At 66.7% G+C, this 13,401-nt stretch carries 15 protein-coding genes; 8 read left to right on the top strand and 7 right to left on the bottom strand.

All coding sequences use genetic code 11. The annotated features are described in order from the left end of the window. The first annotated feature begins 33 nt into the window (after positions 1-33). Positions 34-588, top strand: a complete 555-nt coding sequence (locus tag CRO01_RS08910; RefSeq protein WP_097008777.1) for a DoxX family protein — start codon at positions 34-36, stop codon at positions 586-588. Between the two features lie 162 nt (positions 589-750). Continuing rightward, positions 751-1,980: a hypothetical protein gene (locus tag CRO01_RS16630; protein ID WP_179747442.1), complete on the top strand. Its 1,230-nt coding sequence runs from the start codon at positions 751-753 to the stop codon at positions 1,978-1,980. 6 nt (positions 1,981-1,986) lie between these two features. Here the strand turns inward: CRO01_RS16630 and CRO01_RS08920 are convergent, their stop codons facing one another. Genes CRO01_RS08920 through CRO01_RS08930 form a run of 3 tightly spaced genes read right to left on the bottom strand, consistent with a single transcriptional unit; the run spans position 1,987 to position 4,857 of the window. Further along, positions 1,987-2,757 (bottom strand): ABC transporter permease, encoded by a 771-nt coding sequence (locus CRO01_RS08920; RefSeq protein ID WP_097008778.1) that lies wholly within the window; start codon positions 2,755-2,757, stop codon positions 1,987-1,989. Then, positions 2,754-3,794: an ABC transporter ATP-binding protein gene (locus CRO01_RS08925; protein WP_097008779.1), complete on the bottom strand. Its 1,041-nt coding sequence runs from the start codon at positions 3,792-3,794 to the stop codon at positions 2,754-2,756. The genes CRO01_RS08920 and CRO01_RS08925 overlap by 4 nt, the downstream gene beginning before the upstream one ends. A 58-nt stretch (positions 3,795-3,852) precedes the next feature. Then, entirely contained in the window at positions 3,853-4,857 is a 1,005-nt protein-coding gene (locus tag CRO01_RS08930) for an NAD-dependent epimerase/dehydratase family protein (protein WP_097008780.1), read from the bottom strand. 117 nt (positions 4,858-4,974) lie between these two features. Here CRO01_RS08930 and CRO01_RS08935 point away from each other — a divergent pair, with 117 nt between their 5' ends. Further along, positions 4,975-5,403, top strand: coding sequence for a zinc ribbon domain-containing protein (locus CRO01_RS08935; RefSeq protein ID WP_097008781.1), 429 nt, complete (start codon positions 4,975-4,977; stop codon positions 5,401-5,403). A gap of 14 nt (positions 5,404-5,417) precedes the next feature. Here the strand turns inward: CRO01_RS08935 and CRO01_RS08940 are convergent, their stop codons facing one another. Next, entirely contained in the window at positions 5,418-6,017 is a 600-nt protein-coding gene (locus CRO01_RS08940) for a TetR/AcrR family transcriptional regulator (protein ID WP_097008782.1), read from the bottom strand. Between the two features lie 194 nt (positions 6,018-6,211). Between CRO01_RS08940 and CRO01_RS08945 the strand changes: the two genes are divergently transcribed. From CRO01_RS08945 to CRO01_RS08955, 3 genes are read left to right on the top strand one after another with little or no spacing between them, the layout of a single operon-like run. Beyond that, positions 6,212-6,814: a TetR/AcrR family transcriptional regulator gene (locus CRO01_RS08945; RefSeq protein WP_097008783.1), complete on the top strand. Its 603-nt coding sequence runs from the start codon at positions 6,212-6,214 to the stop codon at positions 6,812-6,814. Then, positions 6,811-8,262, top strand: a complete 1,452-nt coding sequence (locus tag CRO01_RS08950) for an MATE family efflux transporter (RefSeq protein ID WP_097008784.1) — start codon at positions 6,811-6,813, stop codon at positions 8,260-8,262. The genes CRO01_RS08945 and CRO01_RS08950 overlap by 4 nt, the downstream gene beginning before the upstream one ends. 3 nt (positions 8,263-8,265) lie before the next feature. Continuing rightward, the gene (locus tag CRO01_RS08955; protein ID WP_097008785.1) at positions 8,266-9,042 is read left to right on the top strand and encodes a polyprenyl synthetase; all 777 of its coding nucleotides are present in this window, start codon (positions 8,266-8,268) and stop codon (positions 9,040-9,042) included. Positions 9,043-9,055: 13 nt separating this feature from the next. On the opposite strand, the gene CRO01_RS08960 is transcribed toward CRO01_RS08955, so the two are convergent. Continuing rightward, the gene (locus tag CRO01_RS08960; protein WP_097008786.1) at positions 9,056-9,298 is read right to left on the bottom strand and encodes a DUF7120 family protein; all 243 of its coding nucleotides are present in this window, start codon (positions 9,296-9,298) and stop codon (positions 9,056-9,058) included. 125 nt (positions 9,299-9,423) lie between these two features. On the opposite strand from CRO01_RS08960, the gene CRO01_RS08965 reads away from it, so the two are divergent. Further along, positions 9,424-10,020 carry a SprT-like domain-containing protein gene (locus CRO01_RS08965; RefSeq protein ID WP_097008787.1) on the top strand — a complete coding sequence of 199 codons (597 nt, stop codon included), beginning with the start codon at positions 9,424-9,426 and terminating at the stop codon, positions 10,018-10,020. On the opposite strand, the gene CRO01_RS08970 is transcribed toward CRO01_RS08965, so the two are convergent. Then, positions 10,021-11,058 (bottom strand): sodium:calcium antiporter, encoded by a 1,038-nt coding sequence (locus CRO01_RS08970; protein WP_097008788.1) that lies wholly within the window; start codon positions 11,056-11,058, stop codon positions 10,021-10,023. It lies immediately after the preceding gene. Between the two features lie 31 nt (positions 11,059-11,089). Further along, positions 11,090-12,151 (bottom strand): hypothetical protein, encoded by a 1,062-nt coding sequence (locus CRO01_RS08975; RefSeq protein WP_097008789.1) that lies wholly within the window; start codon positions 12,149-12,151, stop codon positions 11,090-11,092. 216 nt (positions 12,152-12,367) lie between these two features. Here CRO01_RS08975 and dhaK point away from each other — a divergent pair, with 216 nt between their 5' ends. Beyond that, the gene (gene dhaK / locus CRO01_RS08980; protein WP_097008790.1) at positions 12,368-13,369 is read left to right on the top strand and encodes a dihydroxyacetone kinase subunit DhaK; all 1,002 of its coding nucleotides are present in this window, start codon (positions 12,368-12,370) and stop codon (positions 13,367-13,369) included. Positions 13,370-13,401: the final 32 nt, after the last annotated feature.

The raw sequence follows: 13,401 nt of genomic DNA on the forward strand, positions 1-13,401 counted from the left end.
CATTTATATTACGTCCACGTCGATAGATACCATATGGCATCCACAGAGGTCGAGCTTCGGAGCACGATCGGCGGTTTCACCGCGACCGGACGGCTTCACACGTTGAGCGTTTGGTTCATCTTTGCCCTTCGGCTGATGATGGGGATCGCCTTCTTCCAGAGCGGTTTCGGCAAGGTGCTCGCGGGGAATTTTAGCGCCGCGGGCTACCTCAACAACGCACCGGCAGCCAACGGCAGCCCAGTCGCCGGCCTCTTCGAGGCGATGGGTAGTTCCGCCCTGTTCGTCGACTTCGTCAACGTCGCGGTGCCGTGGGGCGAGGTGCTGATCGGACTCGGCCTGATCTTCGGCGCCCTGACGCGGCTGGCGGCGTTTTGGGGCGCGTTCATGATGCTGCTGTTCTACCTCGGGAACTGGGATGTCGCCCACGGGTACATCAACGGCGACTTCGCGTACATGCTCGTGTTCCTCTCGGTGGCCGCCTTCGGCGCCGGGCGCATCCTCGGCATCGACGCCTACCTCGAACAGTACGATGTCGGTGGTCAGCCGCTCGTCGAGCGGTATCCGTGGATGCGGTACATTCTGGGCTGATCGGCGAGCAGTTCGTTTTGGAGACGGTCGTCGTGTCACCGTGGCGTCTCTAGGTACGGCGCAGTCACCCGGATGCGAATGGTCGGCACTAGTACGCAGGGGGCGGCGACCGACAACCGCCGGGCAACTTCGTGTTTAGGCGCCGCGAGTGCACTCTTAGGTATGCCGGGGGAGTCACAACTACGCTACGCTGCAGCGGGCGCACTGACCACGATCGTCGCCGTGCTCGTCGTCGTCGGCACGGTCGGCGCGGGCGTCGTGCCGTCGCTCGGCGGGACGGGACCGGCCGCCCAGCCTCAGACCGCACAGCAGGGCGCCGACGACGGGGCGTTCCCGCCCGCGACCGACGACGTTGCCGATCCAGTGATCGACTACGACAAGGTCGACTACGGGCTGGCGCTCCAGAGCGGGACGAACAACGCGACCGAGTACCAACTGTTGGTCCTCGGGGCGGTGTTGCCGGCCAGCGAAACCGCCGAGGGGACGGTGAACTGCGAGGGACAGGTCTGTCGGCTCAACGGAACGGTCGGGCCGGACGAGACGGTGACCTACCGCGTCTCGGGCGCGATCGTCGGCGTCCAGCCGCGCGACGACAGGCTCGTCGGCACCGTCAGCGGACGGCTGACCGGCGACGGGATGCTCGGCCTCGCCTCGGGAGCACTCTCGCCGTCGGGCGAACGTGTCGACGTTCAGGGGCCACAGCCGGGGCTCGGCGGCGGTGACGGCGGCGCGGGCGATGGGGACGGTGATGGCGGTAACGGCGGTGCCGGGGCAGGCGGCGATGGTGGGGACGGCGGTGACGGCGGCGCCGCAGGAGACGGCGGTGGCGGCGACACGAACGTCAACGTCAACGTGAACACTTCGGCGTCGGCCAGCGCGCAGTCGTCGGCCAACGCCGCGGCCGGCGCCGAGGCGACGGCGGGCGGCGAGAACGCGAGCGCCAACGAGAGCACTGCGGCCGGCGGGGCGTCGGACGGCGACGGACAGGGTGCCGCCGGCAACGCGACGGCGGGCGACGGTGACGGCGGATCAGCCGACGGTGATGCAACGACTGACGACGGGACTGACGCCGACGACGGGACTGACGCCGACGACGGGACGGATGACGGCGGTGATCAGAACGGTGAAACGCAGGACGGGAACGTGGACGACGCGGATAACGGCGACGGCGGCGAGACTGTGGATGCGAACGAGGGTGATGGCGGCGAGACGGACGCGAACGGCGGTGACAGTTCCACGCCCGACGGGAACGTCGACGACGAGAACGGGGACGACGCGTCTACGTCCGACGCAAATTCGGCGGGCGACGACGCCGATGACGCCGACGGCGATTCGACCGACGAGTCCGAGACGTCCGATAGCGACAGCGAAGGCGACGGGAACGAGTCGTGATCGGCCTCAGACCGCCTCGACGCGCTCGAACAGGTACGTCCCGACGCCGACCATCACGACCGACGAGACGACGAGCGCGACCAGATCGACCGCGAGCGGGTTCGCCGAGGCGCCGACCAGCACCGCGCGCAGCGCGTCGACGCCGTAGGTCAGGGGGTTGACGTAGGCGAGCAGTTGGACCGCGCCGGGAAGGCTCTCGATCGGGTAGATCGCGCCCGAGAGGAAAAACAGCGGGAAGATGACGAACTGGATGACGAGTCCGAACCCCTCGCTGTCGCGGAACTGCGAGGCCAGCGCGACGCCGAAGCCGACGAACGTCACCGCGATCAACGCGAGAATGACGCCCGCGAGCGGCAGGGCGAACACGCTGGTCACCCGAAACCCGAGCGGGATCGAGAGCAGTAGGATGAGAGACGCCTGCACGAGCGCGGTCGTCGATCCGCCCGCGATCCGGCCGAGGACGATCGAGGTGCGGCTCACCGGGGCGACCATGATCTCCTTGAGGAAACCGACCTCCTGATCCGAGAGAATCGACATCCCGGCGAAGGAGGCGCCAAACAGCATCGTGAAGCCGACCATTCCGGGGACGAGGTACTGGAGGTAGTCGACGCCTTCGGGCAGTCCGGGGATCGCCGCGTCGCTGAATCCGAACCCGAGGAACACGAGGAACAGGATCGGCATGGCGACCGAGCCGATGATCCGCGAGGGCGTCCGGAGAAATCGCTTGATGTCGCGCAGCCAGAGGGCGTAGATGCTCCGGGCGTCGACGAGGCTCATCGCTCACCACCGCTCGTCCCGGCCTCGGCGGGCGCGCCGGCGGCGTCGGTCTGTGGGGAACTGCCCGTCCCGACATCGGCGTCGGTCGGCGCGTCGGCTTCCCGCTCGGCCAGCGTCGCGCCGGTGAGCGAGAGAAACACCGTTTCGAGATTCGGCTTGCGAACGTCGATGCCGGAGATCGACACGCCCTCGTCGTCGGCCAGTCGAACGAGGTCCGCGACGTGGGCGTCGCCGCGCTCGATCGTGACGCGCAGCCCCGAGTCCGTGGTGGTGTACTCGCTCGCCCACGGCGCGGCGTCCAGCCGAGCGCGAAGCGGCGCCGCCGACCCCTCGACGGCCAGCGAGACCACGTCCCCGCCGAGCGAGGACTTGAGCGCCTCGGGCGCATCGAGCGCGACGATCTCGCCCTCGTCGACGATCGCAACGCGGTCACAGAGCGCGTCGGCCTCGTCCATGTAGTGAGTCGTCAGGACGACCGTCGTGCCGGTCTCCTCGTTGAGTCGGCGGACGTACTCGCGGGTGTCCCGGCGCGTCCGTGCGTCGAGGCCGACCGTCGGCTCGTCGAGAAACAGCACCTCGGGCCGGTGCAACAGCCCGCGAGCGAGTTCCAGCCGGCGCGCCATCCCGCCGGAGTAGCCCCCGACGCGTTCGTCGCGCCGATCCGCGAGATCGACCAGATCGAGCACCTCGTCGATCCGGTCGTGCAGCGTCGAGCCGCCCATCCCGTAGAGACGGCCGTGGAACGTCAGGTTCTCTTCGCCTGTCAGCTCCTCGTCGAGCGCGGGCTCTTGGAACACGACGCCGATCGACGAGCGAACGTCGTCGCCCGCCGTCTGCACGTCGTGTCCGGCGACCCGCGCCGTCCCCGCCGTCGGCGGCAACAGCGTACAGAGAACGTTGATCAGCGTCGACTTGCCGGCCCCGTTCGGCCCCAGCAGTCCGAAGATCTCGCCGTCCTCGACTGCGACCGAGAGGTCGTCCACCGCGACGACATCGCCGTAGGATTTCGTCAGCCCGTCGACCTCGATCGCTACCATGTGGCGCCATTGGACGCCGACCCGTTTGAGTCGTTGGGTACCGGTGCCACGGGGCTCCTCACTCGAACTGCGCGACGAAGCTCCCGGCCGACTCGCGCCACGCCTCGACGACGGCGTCGTCGTTCTCGCTGTCCCACGGATCGACGGCGTCGCGCTCGTCGAGCGCCGCGACGGTGCGTCGGACGCCGTCCTCGAAACTGATCGTGTACTCGAAGCCGAGATCTCGGCGCGCTTTCGCGTTGTCGAACACGGTGCTGTACTGGAAGTGATTCTCCAGCAGATGGGTGCGCTCGGGCAGCGCCGCCCGGAGCTGGTCGGTCGGAATGTGGACCAGTTCGGGCTCGGGGGCGTCGAGCGCGCGGGCGACTCGGCGGTGGTACTGGTTCCACGTGATCACCTCCTCGCTGGTGACGTGGTAGGTCTCGCCGTAGGCGGCCTCGTTGCCGACCGCCCCGACGAACGCCGCCGCCACGTCGTCCCGATGGCAGGGTCCCCACAGCGAGGTGCCGTCGCCGTGGACGACGATCGGTTTCCCACGACGGATGCGGTCGATGTAGTAGCTACCTACCCCGAGCGTGTGGAGCACGTCGCCGCCCTCGCCGTAGGTGCTCCACGGCCGGAGCACGGTCGTCTCGAAGGCGTCGCCGTGGGCGTCGAGAAACACGTCCTCGGCGGCAGCCTTGTTCCGGCCGTACTCGCTGACGCCGGGCTCGCGCGCAGCTGATTCCACAACTGGGTTGCGCTCGGGCGGCCGGTGGTACACGTCGACCGTCGAGCAGAAGACGTACTGGTCGACCCGGTCGGCGAAGGCGTCCACGGCGGCGCGGGCCTGCTCGGCGTCGAAACAGACCATGTCGATCACGCAGTCGGCGTCGGTCTCTCGGGCGACGGCGTCGAGCCGCTCGCCGTCGTTCCGGTCGCCGTGGACGAACTCCACTGCCTCGGGTACGTCGGCGTCCGCCTCACCGCGCGTCATGCAGACGGCTTCGTGCCCGGCCTCGACGAGCTGTCTGGTGATCCCTGTCGAGATGAGTCCCGTGCCGCCGATGAGTAATACTCTCATAGCCCAGCGTTGGGCGGTCGACGCTTAACTGGCGGCGGTACGCGCTCGACCCCGGCTTGATGCCGAGCCGCAATCGACGAAACAAGACTTATTACTTACTAACTAGTCAGTCAAACTGTGCAACAGTCGAGTTCACAGAAACGGCCGTGGCTCGCGGCGCTGCTGGGAGTGCTCGCCGTCGGCTTCGGCCACTTCTACATTCGGCGGTGGCGGCGCGCTCTCGGCTGGCTGCTGGCCACCGTAAGCGTGACCACGCTGTTCGTCGACCCGGCGGCGCTCGAAGCGTTTGCGACCTTTTCGGCCGTCGATCCGATGGCGCTCGCCCCGACCGCGTTCGTGGCGGTGCTCAGCGTCGTCGACGCGTACGTCCTCGCGCAGGCCCAAAACGCCGCCGCCCGGATGACGCCCGACGAAAACGGTGAGTTGACCCACTGTCCCCACTGCGGGAAGGAACTCGACGACGACTTAGAGTTCTGTCAGTGGTGTACGACTCCGCTCGACGAGTTCCAAGGCGGGCAGCAGATCGACGACCGCGACTCGCCCTGACCGGGGTCAGAACTTCACTCCTCGGGCAACAGCACTGACTGAACGTACTCTTCTGCAGTCTGTCTCGCGGTCGCCAGTGCGTCGGCATCGTCGAGCACGACCGCCCGTGTGCGAGCGCCGTCGACGATCGTCATCAGCGCCGCGGCGGTGTGTTCGGCATCGACATCGGCGAACACGCCCTGCGAGATGCCGTCGTCGATCACGGTTCTGAGCATGTACTGGACGTACTCGTCGTTCTGCTCGAACCGGTCGGCGAACGCCTCCTTGTACGGGGCCTGACTGCGCATTTCGAGGATGGCGACCAGCAGATCCTGATGCTCCTCGACCTCGACGAGCAACTGATCGAGCAACAACGTCAGGCGCTGTTCGGGGTCGGTCCGTTCGACCTCGTGGATCGTGTCGACGAACTGTTCGAGGACGAAGTCTAAAAATGCCGCCAGCAGATCGTCTTTCGTGTCGTAGTGGTAGTGTACTGCGGCGGTCGATTTTCCGTACTCCTCGGCGATACGTTTGATAGTCAGATCGGCGTACCCGTGTTCGCGGAGCGCACGATAGGTCGCGTGCATGATCTCCTCGTCGGGGTCGGAAAACGAGCGATCCGGCGGGTTGGCCATCGTGTAACGCGTCGGCCCTGGATCAAATAACAGTTGTGACCCGCTCGCCAGCATTGTGACCCATTCGTCAGCGGCTCGACGCCGCGGTCGAACCGTCGAATCCGGTGCACTCGGGGCGAACTATTCGGGATCAGAGTCACCGTGACTGCGTTCAAAACGCTTTTGACTAACTAGTTAGTAAGTCGCGTAACGAGATGGACGACACACCGGCCGACGATATTCTGGAAGCGACCTATCACGCGCTGTGCAAGCACGGATACGCGGATCTCACGTTACAGCAGATCGCCGCCGAGTCCGAGCGGAGCAAGTCCTCGATCCACTACCACTACGACAGCAAAGACGAGCTGTTCGTCGCGTTTCTCGATTTTCTCTACGAACGGCGCGCGTCCCAACTCGCGTCGGTCGACGGTGACACGCCCCGCGAACGGTTGGCGTCGCTGCTCGACGCGCTGTTGTCCTTCGAGGAGACGGCAGCCGACGGCGAGTTCCAGACCGCGATGCTCGAAGTCGCCGCGCAGGCTCCCTACGACGACGCGATCCGGCGGCGGATCGCCGAGTTCGATCAGTATCTCTTCGAGACCGTTCGAGAGATCATCGAGGACGGCGTCGAGACAGGGGAGTTCGACACCGACCTCGAGCCGGCCGTCGCCGCGGACCTTCTGACGACGACAGTTCGGGGCGCTCACACGCGACGCGTCGCGGTCGATCACCCGACTGATCGCCTGCACGAGACGATGGATCAGTTCGTCGAGGATCATCTCGTCGCAGCCGGTGCAGTCGAGGAGGTCCGCGGATGAGCGTGCTCGACCGCGTCAGCGCGCTGTTTAAGGGACCCGAGGAGTTCGATCTCACCTCCGGCGGCATCGGGAAGCCGCTGTTTTTCCTGGCGATGCCGATCGTCGTGACGAACCTGTTCCAGACGGCGTACAACCTCGCCGACACGTTCTGGCTGGGCCAGTACAGCACCGACGCGCTGGCGGCGATCAGCTTCGCGTTCCCGATGGTGTTCCTGCTGATCTCCTTTGGCATGGGCATCTCGGTCGCCGGGAGCGTGTTGGTCGCCCAGTACACCGGCTCGGACGATCCGGCCGAAGCCGAGTACGCGGCGTCACAGACCGTGACGTTCGCGCTGCTGGTTTCCTTACTGCTGGGCGGTCTCGGCTACTTCGCCATCGAACACTTCCTCGACCTGATGGGCGCCTCTGCAGACGTGCTCCCGCTGGCGACGGAGTACATGGAAGTGATCTCGCTCGGCCTGATGGCCATGTTCGGCTTCGCCGTGTTCATCGCGCTGATGCGTGGCTACGGCGACACGATCACGCCGATGCTGGTGATGTTCGGCTCGGTCGTGCTCAACATCGTTCTGGATCCGTTCCTCATCTTCGGCTGGGGACCGTTCCCCGAACTCGGCATTCAGGGCGCCGCCGTCGCCACGGTGTTTTCCCGCGCGCTGGCGCTCGTCGTCGGCCTTGCGATCATGTTCCGGGGCGTGCGCGGTGTCCAGATCAACCTCCGGGACATGGCGCCGGATATGGTCTACCTGCGGCGCCTCGTCGCGATCGGCCTGCCGGCCTCAGTCGAGGGGATGGGTCGGGCGCTGTCGATGAACCTGCTGTTGTTCATCGTGGCGATGTTCTCCGACCCGGTCGTGGCTGCCTACGGCATCGGGACGCGGGTGTTTTCCGTGATCGTGCTCCCGGCGATTGCGGTCGCCCGCGGCGTCGAGACGATGACCGGCCAGAACATCGGCGCCGGCAAGCCGGACAGAGCCGCGAAAGCCGCGAAGCTGGCCTCCCAGTTCCTGTTCGGCCTCCTCACGATCGTCGGCATCGTCGTGTTCGTGTTCCCCGAGCCGATCGTCTCGGCGTTCGTCGGCGCCGATCAGGTAAACGCCGACAAGGTCGTCGACATCGGCGCCCAGTTCCTGCGCTACGTCGCCTTGACGTTCGGCTTCATCGGCATCACGCGGGCCTACACCGGGAGCTTCCGCGGCGCAGGGAAGACGCTGACCGCCGCCGCAATCTCCGTGTTGATGCTCGGTATCGTCCGGTTCCCGATCGCGTGGGTCGCGGCCGGCCAAATCGGCGAAGCCGGGATCTGGCTATCCTTTGCGATCTCGAACGTCATCGGCGCGGTCGTCGCCTACGTCTGGTATCAACGCGGCACGTGGCGGGACGGCGACCTCACGGGTCCCGACATCGACATCGACGACGAGGCCGTCGACGCCACAGCCACTGACGATTAGACCATGACCGGGCAACTCACTCGCGACGAGCGCAGCGCCGAACTGGACCGACGAGTCACAACCGCCGTCGACGCCGACGGGACGGACTGTCTCGATCCCGGTTCGCTCCCGAGCGCCGACGACCGATGGTACGGCCGGTTGCTCGCGCTGTCGTACGACGCGGTCGCACCGACCCCGGATCGAACAGTCACGCTCACCGCGGGGACTGCGATCGAACTGCTCCGGGAGTACTGGCTGGTACGCGAGCAGTTGATCGACACCGATGACGCCGCGGCGTCGCGCCGCGAACTCACGACGCGCCTGCTGGCCTCGGACTATCGCTACACCTCGGCGTACTCGACGCTCGGTGATCTCCAGACCGAGCGGCTGACCGAGTGCTTCGAGGTGTTTTCGGCAGTGTCAGAGTCGCTTATCGAGACGCTCGGGACACCCTCGCCGGACCACTCCGATCCGGACGAGGTCCGGTTCGCCGAGCGGACGGCGGGCGCGCTCGGCCGGGGAGCGGCGTCGATCGGCGCCATCCTCGCCGACGCTGACGAGCGCCAACGGGACCGCTTGGAGACGCTCGGCAGCGGCGTAGCCACGGCCCGCGCAGTGCGGGCAGCGATCGACGGTGACGGCGCGACGGCCGCGACCGATGGCACCGACACGCGGGCACTCCGACGCTACGCGAACCGGCGGCTGCAGGCTGCACAGCGGGCGCTCGAAGAACTCTCGGAAAGCGCGACGACGGCGTCGCTCAAAGGGCTTCTCGACGACGCCCCGGCGTCCGAGGCGTAGTACGACGCGGCGTCTAGAACATCCGGCCGTCTTCGTCGACGTCGTTTTGCAGGGCGGGGTCCTGCTGATCTTCGACGTTTTGCATCACCCACTCGTCGTCCTGACTGGACGTTTCGGGCGACGATTCGTAGGCCGACATCCCCATCGACAGGAGCTCCTCGACGGCCTGCTCGCGGTTGAGGAACTCGCCCTGATCGACGAGGCGGTCGATCTCGGTGTCGACGCGGTCCGGCAGTGAAACCTCAATGTTGGGCATGGTCTGACCTCAGAGAGTCACAGACGTAAATGCTTCGTCGCGGCAGTCGCTCGTCAGTTCGATGATACGCTGTTGCCGCGACCGCGGATTTCTTTTCGGCCCGCAGCGCAGAGTCGAGCAGTTCGATGCCACGAGACGACCACGACCGCCAGCGGACACCGGACGCAGATCCGGACGCGCCCCGAACCGAGTCCGAACTGCTCGATCGCGCTCGCCGGTACGCCGCGACGGTCGACCTCGATGTCGATCTGGACGCCGTCTCGTGGGACGTGTCCCGCCGCGCGAAGCGTCGAGCGGGCGCCTGTGTCTACCGCCGTACTGAGGACGCGGTGACGATCCGACTGACGTGGGCGGCGTATCGATCGCTCGGCTGGGCAACCTTTACCGACGTGATCCGGCACGAACTCGTCCACGCGTGGGAGTTTCTGACATTCGGGGAGTCGGGCCATGGCGAGCGATTCCGAGCGCAGGCCGACGCCGTCGACGCCTCGCGATACTGTCCGTCGTTTGCGGTGCCGCGGCTGCAACTGTGCTGTACGACGACGGGCTGTGCGTGGACGGCAGACCGACACAAGGCGTCGAAGACGGTCCGCGAGCCGGACGCGTATCGCTGTGGGGACTGTGGGTCGCGGTACGTCGTCGAGCACGTCGAGACGGGCGAGCGCTGGCGGACGGCCGCGGGCTACGAGGGCGCACGCGAGCGGATCGGCTCGGCGTGGTGATCACGCACCCTTGATGAGGTGGGTCGCACCGACAGTCTCGGCGACGATCCAGGCGACGAACAGCGCGTAGGCGGCCAGCAGGACGTACGATTCGAGCTGCGTGACGCGGAGGTCGGTCCGCAGGAACGAGAACAAAAGCACCGTCGCAAGCGTGAGGACGCCGAGCATCGGGACGGCGGTGGCGAAATCGATCGGGACACTGCCGACGATCAGCACGCCGATCGGAATGGCGACCAGCAGGTCGAACGTGTTCGAGCCGAGCACGTTTCCGAGGCTCGTGACGCTCTTGTCGGCCTGTGCCGAGCGTACGCTGACCAGCGCGTCGGGCAGACTCGTCGCCGCCGCGACGATGGTGACGCCGGCGAGGAATTCGGGGATGCCGAAGGTGGTGCCCAGCGACTCGACGCTGCCGACCAACAACTCGACGGCGAGCAGGATGACGGCCAGTCCGGCCGCGAGCCGGCCCCACTCCCGGCCGACTGCGATGCCGCCAGGCACGTCCCCGGCGTCGTGATCGCTCACATCCTGCCACTGGATGAACAGGTACAGCCCGTACAACAGCAGCGGGATCATCGCCAGCGGGCGCGTGAGGGTCCCGGCGAGTTCCGGGCCGTTGGCGACGGGGACGTAGATCACCGCCAGCGCGAACGTGACGACGACCGCTGAGACGGCGATCATGTAAAATTGGGCTTCCTTGTAGACGATGGTGCGATTCGTCTCCAGATCGCCGTCCGCCGCCAGCCCCGACAGCGCGGGGATGACGAGGATGTTGAAGATCGCCGAGCCGACGATGGCGCCGACGCCCATGTCGAACGTGTCGCCGAGCGCCGTCACCACGACGCTGGCCAGTTCTGGAAAGCTCGATCCGATCGCGACGACGATCGAGCCCTGCACGACCGCCGGCAGGCCGTAGTACGACGAGAGATGATCGGCCGACTCTTCGAGCCAGCCACTGCCGAGCCAGATGAACGCGGTGGCAACGACGACGATCAGTACGTGGACGATCGGCGCGTCGGGGAGCATCCCTCCGAGGACCATCGCCCGTGTATCGCCGGCCGGCCGGCTTTAATTATACGTCTTCGCGCCACGACAGCCCCAGCGCGTCGTCCGGCGGGGCGAGCGGGCTCGTCGGCAGGTCGTCACCGAGTTCGGGGTCGTTGTAGGCCCGCGGCGCAACGTCGTTGGGGCCGTCGGGGTAGAACAGCGACGCGAGCAACTGGATATGCTGGCGGCCGACGCCGAGCTCGAACTGGCCGCCGCCGTACAGCTCCACGTCGCGCTCGGCGGCGTACTCGATCGTCTCGAACAGCGATCGGACCGAGCCAAAGCGGGAGGGCTTGATGTTGAGCCAGTCGGGTTCCCACGGCAGCGCTTCGACGTCCTCGATGCCGTGGATCGGCGCGTCCCAGCTCACCCGATCGGCGGCGTCGTCGACGATCGGGCGCGTCTCGTCGGTGAGATCCGGATCTTCGATCACCGTCTCGTCGAACGCGTCGATCAGGCGCTCGTACAGCTCCGGATCGGCGGCTACGTCGACCTCGGTTCCCTCGTACTGGCCTTTGAGATCGAGGATACGCACGGCGTCGGTCTCGGCCAACTCCTCGATGATCTCCGGCGTCCAGTCGGGCGTCGGATCGAGCTTGAACTCCATGTCGGCGTCGACCTCGCGCAGCGCGTCGATCCGGTCGAGCGTCGGCGGATCGCCGAGACGGGTGCTGGCGACGAAGCGGACCGGATCGTAGCTCTCGTCGAGCGCGTCGGCCAGCGACAGGTCGGCCTGCCGGAGCGCCAGATCGAGCGCGGCGGACTCGACGCCCCAGCGCCGGTAGTTACGGAACACGTCGCGGTCGGGCGCGCCGGCGGGAAACAGGTCGAGGTTGCCGACGGCCTGTGAGAACTCGTCGAACGCGTACTCGCCGGCCAGCTCGAAGTCCGGTTCGTCCTCGACGAGCGCGTGGTGGTGTGACTCCTCGTAGGTCACGTCCTCGCCGCGGCCGACGGCGCCGTCGCCGCGTAGCTCGAAGACGGTCGTCGTCCGCACGAAGCCGCTGGAGGTGTCTCGCTCCCGGAGCGATAGCTCCCAGTCGTCGACGACCAGATCGAGATCGGCGACGGCGTCGTAGAGTGCCATATCACGTAGATCGGGCGCCGATAATAAAGTGGCTGTGGCGCCGTCCGGTTGTTGCCGGCAGTAGCCGTCCGGTCGTTGCCGGCAGTAGCCGTCCGGTCGCTGCCGGCAGTAGCCGTCCGGTCGCTATCGGCAGTTGTCGACCGCTCGCGAGGGAAGCCGGAGAGGGGGTCCGCTAGTGTGAGGTATATGTTGGTCGCTGACGATGTACCACGTGGCATGAAGAAGTTAATCAACGATCCGGAAGATGTCGTCGACGAGATGCTCGACGGGATGGTGGCTGCCCACCCCGATCGACTTCGCCGACTCGACGATCAGGAGGTGCTTGTGCGTGCAGACGCCCCCGTAGAGGGGAAAGTAGGGATCGTCTCGGGCGGGGGAAGCGGCCACGAACCGACCCACGCGGGCTACCTCGGCGAAGGGATGTTAGACGGCGCGGCCGCGGGCGAGGTGTTCACCTCCCCGACCGGCGACCAGCTCGACGAGATGATCGAGGCCTGCGACGGCGGCGAGGGCGTGCTCTGCGTCGTCAAAAACTACGAGGGCGACGTGATGAACTTCGATACGGCCGCCGAGATGGCCGACATCGAGGGTGTCGATGTCGAGCAAGTAGTGGTCAACGACGACGTTGCGGTCGAGGACTCGCTGTACACCTCGGGCCGGCGCGGCGTCGCGGGGACGATCTTCGTCCACAAGGCCGCCGGCGCGAAGGCCGCACAGGGCGCCGACCTCCAGACTGTCGCCGAGACGGCCGAGAAAGTGATCGACAACGTGGGGACGATGGGGATGGCGTTGACCTCCTGCGTGACGCCGGAGAAGGGCGAGCCGACGTTCGATCTAGGCGACGACGAGATCGAACTCGGCATCGGCATCCACGGCGAACCGGGCACCGAGCGCACCGACGTGATGAGCGCCGACGAGGTGGCCGACCACCTCACCGAGAAGGTGCTCGACGATCTCGAACTGGACGACGGGCAGGAAGTGATCACGATGGTCAACGGGATGGGCGGGACGCCGCTGATGGAACTGTTCGTCGTCAACCGCCGACTGCAGGAGCTGATGGACGACGAGGGGCTGGACGTCTGGGACGCCTGGGTCGGCGACTACATGACCTCGCTGGACATGGAGGGCTGTTCGATCACGGTCTGTGCCGTCGACGAGGAACTCAAAGAACTGCTGGCCGCGCCGGCCGACACGCCGGCTCTGACGGTGACGGAGTAGTTGGTCCTGCCCGAATCGTCGGCTCGCCGGGC

Source organism: Natronoarchaeum philippinense (genome assembly GCF_900215575.1).
In the GTDB taxonomy this organism is placed as follows: domain Archaea; phylum Halobacteriota; class Halobacteria; order Halobacteriales; family Natronoarchaeaceae; genus Natronoarchaeum; species Natronoarchaeum philippinense.

Bases quoted from the DNA above. Each gene is read 5' to 3' on its own strand.
- CRO01_RS16630 (WP_179747442.1), top strand. From the start codon at position 751: ATGCCGGGGGAGTCACAACTACGCTACGCTGCAGCGGGCGCACTGACC.
- CRO01_RS08925 (WP_097008779.1), bottom strand. From the start codon at position 3,794: ATGGTAGCGATCGAGGTCGACGGGCTGACGAAATCCTACGGCGATGTC.
- CRO01_RS08975 (WP_097008789.1), bottom strand. From the start codon at position 12,151: ATGGCACTCTACGACGCCGTCGCCGATCTCGATCTGGTCGTCGACGAC.
- CRO01_RS08960 (WP_097008786.1), bottom strand. From the start codon at position 9,298: ATGCCCAACATTGAGGTTTCACTGCCGGACCGCGTCGACACCGAGATC.
- CRO01_RS08930 (WP_097008780.1), bottom strand. From the start codon at position 4,857: ATGAGAGTATTACTCATCGGCGGCACGGGACTCATCTCGACAGGGATC.
- CRO01_RS08910 (WP_097008777.1), top strand. From the start codon at position 34: ATGGCATCCACAGAGGTCGAGCTTCGGAGCACGATCGGCGGTTTCACC.
- CRO01_RS08965 (WP_097008787.1), top strand. From the start codon at position 9,424: ATGCCACGAGACGACCACGACCGCCAGCGGACACCGGACGCAGATCCG.
- CRO01_RS08970 (WP_097008788.1), bottom strand. From the start codon at position 11,058: ATGGTCCTCGGAGGGATGCTCCCCGACGCGCCGATCGTCCACGTACTG.
- CRO01_RS08950 (WP_097008784.1), top strand. From the start codon at position 6,811: ATGAGCGTGCTCGACCGCGTCAGCGCGCTGTTTAAGGGACCCGAGGAG.
- dhaK (WP_097008790.1), top strand. From the start codon at position 12,368: ATGAAGAAGTTAATCAACGATCCGGAAGATGTCGTCGACGAGATGCTC.
- CRO01_RS08945 (WP_097008783.1), top strand. From the start codon at position 6,212: ATGGACGACACACCGGCCGACGATATTCTGGAAGCGACCTATCACGCG.
- CRO01_RS08920 (WP_097008778.1), bottom strand. From the start codon at position 2,757: ATGAGCCTCGTCGACGCCCGGAGCATCTACGCCCTCTGGCTGCGCGAC.
- CRO01_RS08940 (WP_097008782.1), bottom strand. From the start codon at position 6,017: ATGGCCAACCCGCCGGATCGCTCGTTTTCCGACCCCGACGAGGAGATC.
- CRO01_RS08955 (WP_097008785.1), top strand. From the start codon at position 8,266: ATGACCGGGCAACTCACTCGCGACGAGCGCAGCGCCGAACTGGACCGA.